The 5,309-nt window shown below is 56.5% G+C and carries 3 rRNA genes; all 3 read left to right on the top strand.

Annotated features, from left to right (window positions below):
* The first annotated feature begins 5 nt into the window (after positions 1-5).
* The 3 genes from ACZY1G_RS27775 (at position 6) to rrf (ending at position 5,301) form a co-directional block, all read left to right on the top strand.
* Positions 6-1,525 (top strand): 16S ribosomal RNA (locus ACZY1G_RS27775).
* Positions 1,526-1,953: 428 nt separating this feature from the next.
* Positions 1,954-5,075: ribosomal RNA gene (locus tag ACZY1G_RS27770) — 23S ribosomal RNA — on the top strand.
* Between the two features lie 113 nt (positions 5,076-5,188).
* Positions 5,189-5,301: ribosomal RNA gene (gene rrf / locus ACZY1G_RS27765) — 5S ribosomal RNA — on the top strand.
* The 16S, 23S and 5S rRNA genes sit together here, the layout of an rRNA operon.
* Positions 5,302-5,309: the final 8 nt, after the last annotated feature.

The raw sequence follows: 5,309 nt of genomic DNA, 5'->3' as shown, positions 1-5,309 counted from the left end.
GTTTTTGTTTGGAGAGTTTGATCCTGGCTCAGGACGAACGCTGGCGGCGTGCTTAACACATGCAAGTCGAACGGAAAGGCCCTTCGGGGTACTCGAGTGGCGAACGGGTGAGTAACACGTGGGTGATCTGCCCTGCACTTTGGGATAAGCCTGGGAAACTGGGTCTAATACCGAATAGGACCACGCGCTTCATGGTGTGTGGTGGAAAGCTTTTGCGGTGTGGGATGGGCCCGCGGCCTATCAGCTTGTTGGTGGGGTAATGGCCTACCAAGGCGACGACGGGTAGCCGGCCTGAGAGGGTGACCGGCCACACTGGGACTGAGATACGGCCCAGACTCCTACGGGAGGCAGCAGTGGGGAATATTGCACAATGGGCGCAAGCCTGATGCAGCGACGCCGCGTGAGGGATGACGGCCTTCGGGTTGTAAACCTCTTTCGCCAGGGACGAAGCGCAAGTGACGGTACCTGGAGAAGAAGGACCGGCCAACTACGTGCCAGCAGCCGCGGTAATACGTAGGGTCCGAGCGTTGTCCGGAATTACTGGGCGTAAAGAGCTCGTAGGTGGTTTGTCGCGTTGTTCGTGAAAACTCACAACTCAATTGTGGGCGTGCGGGCGATACGGGCAGACTGGAGTACTGCAGGGGAGACTGGAATTCCTGGTGTAGCGGTGGAATGCGCAGATATCAGGAGGAACACCGGTGGCGAAGGCGGGTCTCTGGGCAGTAACTGACGCTGAGGAGCGAAAGCGTGGGGAGCGAACAGGATTAGATACCCTGGTAGTCCACGCCGTAAACGGTGGGTACTAGGTGTGGGTTTCCTTCCTTGGGATCCGTGCCGTAGCTAACGCATTAAGTACCCCGCCTGGGGAGTACGGCCGCAAGGCTAAAACTCAAAGGAATTGACGGGGGCCCGCACAAGCGGCGGAGCATGTGGATTAATTCGATGCAACGCGAAGAACCTTACCTGGGTTTGACATGCACAGGACGTGCCTAGAGATAGGTATTCCCTTGTGGTCTGTGTGCAGGTGGTGCATGGCTGTCGTCAGCTCGTGTCGTGAGATGTTGGGTTAAGTCCCGCAACGAGCGCAACCCTTGTCTCATGTTGCCAGCACGTAATGGTGGGGACTCGTGAGAGACTGCCGGGGTCAACTCGGAGGAAGGTGGGGATGACGTCAAGTCATCATGCCCCTTATGTCCAGGGCTTCACACATGCTACAATGGCCGGTACAAAGGGCTGCGATGCCGTGAGGTGGAGCGAATCCTTTCAAAGCCGGTCTCAGTTCGGATCGGGGTCTGCAACTCGACCCCGTGAAGTCGGAGTCGCTAGTAATCGCAGATCAGCAACGCTGCGGTGAATACGTTCCCGGGCCTTGTACACACCGCCCGTCACGTCATGAAAGTCGGTAACACCCGAAGCCGGTGGCCTAACCCCTTGTGGGAGGGAGCCGTCGAAGGTGGGATCGGCGATTGGGACGAAGTCGTAACAAGGTAGCCGTACCGGAAGGTGCGGCTGGATCACCTCCTTTCTAAGGAGCACCACGAGAGCTCGGCCCGCCCACATCGTGTGGGGGTTCGGTGACCGTAGCCGATTCGTGAAGATGGCCTGTTCATCTGTAGTGGATGCAGGTCTGGTGCATACAACAAACTTGGCTTGCTGCGTGGGAAATACGTGGTGGGGAAAATCATCGGACACACTATTGGGCTTTGAGACAACAGCCCGTTTTTTCTCTGGCCCCTGTGTGGGGTGGGAGGGTTGTTGTTGCCCTGCTTTGGTGGTGGGGTGTGGTGTTTGATTTGTGGATAGTGGTTGCGAGCATCTGATCGCAGGCGACTCTTGTGTGGGTTGTGTGTGGTCAGCATGTAATGCAAATTTTTCTGATACCCGCACGCAGTCGTGTGCCCTTTGTGGGGTGTGTGGTGTGTGTGGGTGATGACTCATTTTTTTGGTTTTGTGTTGTAAGTGTTTAAGGGCGCATGGTGGATGCCTTGGCACTGAGAGCCGATGAAGGACGTGGGAGGCTGCGATATGCCTCGGGGAGCTGCCAACCGAGCGTGGATCCGAGGATGTCCGAATGGGGAAACCCAGCACGAGTGATGTCGTGTTACCCAGCGCTGAATATATAGGCGTTGGGGGGGAACGCGGGGAAGTGAAACATCTCAGTACCCGTAGGAAGAGAAAACAAAAGTGATTCCGTGAGTAGTGGCGAGCGAAAGCGGAGGATGGCTAAACCGTGTGCATGTGATACCCGGCGGGGGTTGTGTGTGCGGTGTTGTGGGGCGTTTCTTCTCTCATCCGCCGATGGGAGCGAAAGTGAACAACCGTGGGGTTAGGTGAAGTGGTCTGGGATGGCCTGCCGGAGAGGGTGAGAGCCCCGTACCTGAAAACCTGACGGCTTTCGTGAAATGTTTTCCCCGAGTAGCAGCGGGCCCGTGGAATCTGCTGTGAATCTGCCGGGACCACCCGGTAAGCCTGAATACTTCTCAGTGACCGATAGCGGATTAGTACCGTGAGGGAATGGTGAAAAGTACCCCGGGAGGGGAGTGAAAGAGTACCTGAAACCGTGCGCTTACAATCCGTCAGAGCCTTCGACTTGTCGTGGGGTGATGGCGTGCCTTTTGAAGAATGAGCCTGCGAGTCAGGGACATGTCGCGAGGTTAACCCGGGTGGGGTAGCCGTAGCGAAAGCGAGTCTGAATAGGGCGTATCCACACAACAGTGTGTGGTGTAGTGGTGTGTTCTGGACCCGAAGCGGAGTGATCTACCCATGGCCAGGGTGAAGCGCGGGTAAGACCGCGTGGAGGCCCGAACCCACTTAGGTTGAAGACTGAGGGGATGAGTTGTGGGTAGGGGTGAAAGGCCAATCAAACTCCGTGATAGCTGGTTCTCCCCGAAATGCATTTAGGTGCAGCGTCGCAGTGTTCGTGTCGGAGGTAGAGCTACTGGATGGCCGATGGGCCTCACAAGGTTACTGACGTCAGCCAAACTCCGAATGCCGACACGGTGTAATGCGGCAGTGAGACGGCGGGGGATAAGCTCCGTGCGTCGAGAGGGAAACAGCCCAGATCGCCGGCTAAGGCCCCTAAGCGTGTGCTAAGTGGAAAAGGATGTGCAGTCGCGAAGACAACCAGGAGGTTGGCTTAGAAGCAGCCACCCTTGAAAGAGTGCGTAATAGCTCACTGGTCAAGTGATTGTGCGCCGATAATGTAGCGGGGCTCAAGCACACCGCCGAAGCCGCGGCAGCACACTTGTTGTGCTGGGTAGGGGAGCGTCCTGCATCCGGTGAAGCCGCCGAGTGATCGAGTGGTGGAGGGTGTGGGAGTGAGAATGCAGGCATGAGTAGCGATAAGGCAAGTGAGAACCTTGCCCGCCGAAAGACCAAGGGTTCCTGGGCCAGGCCAGTCCGCCCAGGGTGAGTCGGGACCTAAGGCGAGGCCGACAGGCGTAGTCGATGGACAACGGGTTGATATTCCCGTACCCGTGTGTGAGCGTCCCTGATGAATCACCGGTACTAACCGCCCAAAAGGCGAATCACTGATCCCTTCGGGGTGATGGTTTCGCCGGCTGCGCGGGACCTTCGGTGGTAGTAGTCAAGCGATGGGGTGACGCAGGAAGGTAGCCGTACCGGTCAGTGGTAATACCGGGGTAAACCTGTAGGGAGTCAGATAGGCAAATCCGTCTGGCATATATCCTGAGAGGTGATGCATAGCCGATTGAGGCGAATTCGGTGATCCTATGCTGTCGAGAAAAGCCTCTAGCGAGCGCACACACGGCCCGTACCCCAAACCAACACAGGTGGTCAGGTAGAGAATACCAAGGCGTACGAGTGAACTATGGTTAAGGAACTCGGCAAAATGCCCCCGTAACTTCGGGAGAAGGGGGACCCACATGGCGTGTAAGCCTTCACGGCCCAAGCGTGAGTGGGTGGCACAAACCAGTGAGAAGCGACTGTTTACTAAAAACACAGGTCCGTGCGAAGTCGCAAGACGATGTATACGGACTGACGCCTGCCCGGTGCTGGAAGGTTAAGAGGACCTGTTAACCCGTAAGGGTGAAGCGGAGAATTTAAGCCCCAGTAAACGGCGGTGGTAACTATAACCATCCTAAGGTAGCGAAATTCCTTGTCGGGTAAGTTCCGACCTGCACGAATGGCGTAACGACTTCTCAACTGTCTCAACCATAGACTCGGCGAAATTGCATTACGAGTAAAGATGCTCGTTACGCGCGGCAGGACGAAAAGACCCCGGGACCTTCACTACAACTTGGTATTGGTGCTCGATACGGTTTGTGTAGGATAGGTGGGAGACTGTGAAGCGGTCACGCCAGTGATTGTGGAGTCGTTGTTGAAATACCACTCTGATCGTATTGGGCCTCTAACCTCGAACCGTATATCCGGTTCAGGGACAGTGCCTGGTGGGTAGTTTAACTGGGGCGGTTGCCTCCTAAAAAGTAACGGAGGCGCCCAAAGGTTCCCTCAACCTGGACGGCAATCAGGTGTTGAGTGTAAGTGCACAAGGGAGCTTGACTGCGAGACATACATGTCGAGCAGGGACGAAAGTCGGGACTAGTGATCCGGCACCTCTGAGTGGAAGGGGTGTCGCTCAACGGATAAAAGGTACCCCGGGGATAACAGGCTGATCTTCCCCAAGAGTCCATATCGACGGGATGGTTTGGCACCTCGATGTCGGCTCGTCGCATCCTGGGGCTGGAGCAGGTCCCAAGGGTTGGGCTGTTCGCCCATTAAAGCGGCACGCGAGCTGGGTTTAGAACGTCGTGAGACAGTTCGGTCTCTATCCGCCGCGCGCGTCAGAAGCTTGAGGAAATCTGTCCCTAGTACGAGAGGACCGGGACGGACGAACCTCTGGTCCACCAGTTGTCCCACCAGGGGCACCGCTGGATAGCCACGTTCGGACAGGATAACCGCTGAAAGCATCTAAGCGGGAAACCCCCTCCAAGACCAGGCTTCTCACCCATCAAGTGGGATAAGGCCCCCCGCAGACCACGGGATCGATAGACCAGACCTACACACCCAGTAATGGGTTCAGGGAACTGGCACTAACCGGCCGAAAACTTACAACACCAACAAAACCTCGCAACCACACCACACATCACACACCACCCCCACCACCAAAAAACAGGGGCTATAAACTTCCCCACACCACGGGGATCACTCAAAAACGAGTGAATACAGTTACGGCGGCCATAGCGGCAGGGAAACGCCCGGACCCATCCCGAACCCGGAAGCTAAGCCTACCAGCGCCGATGATACTACCCACCCGGGTGGAAAAGTAGGACACCGCCGAACACACATTG

This window comes from Mycobacterium sp. IDUB_5, assembly GCF_055419565.1.
This window is presented reverse-complemented; position numbering and strand designations above follow the sequence as displayed.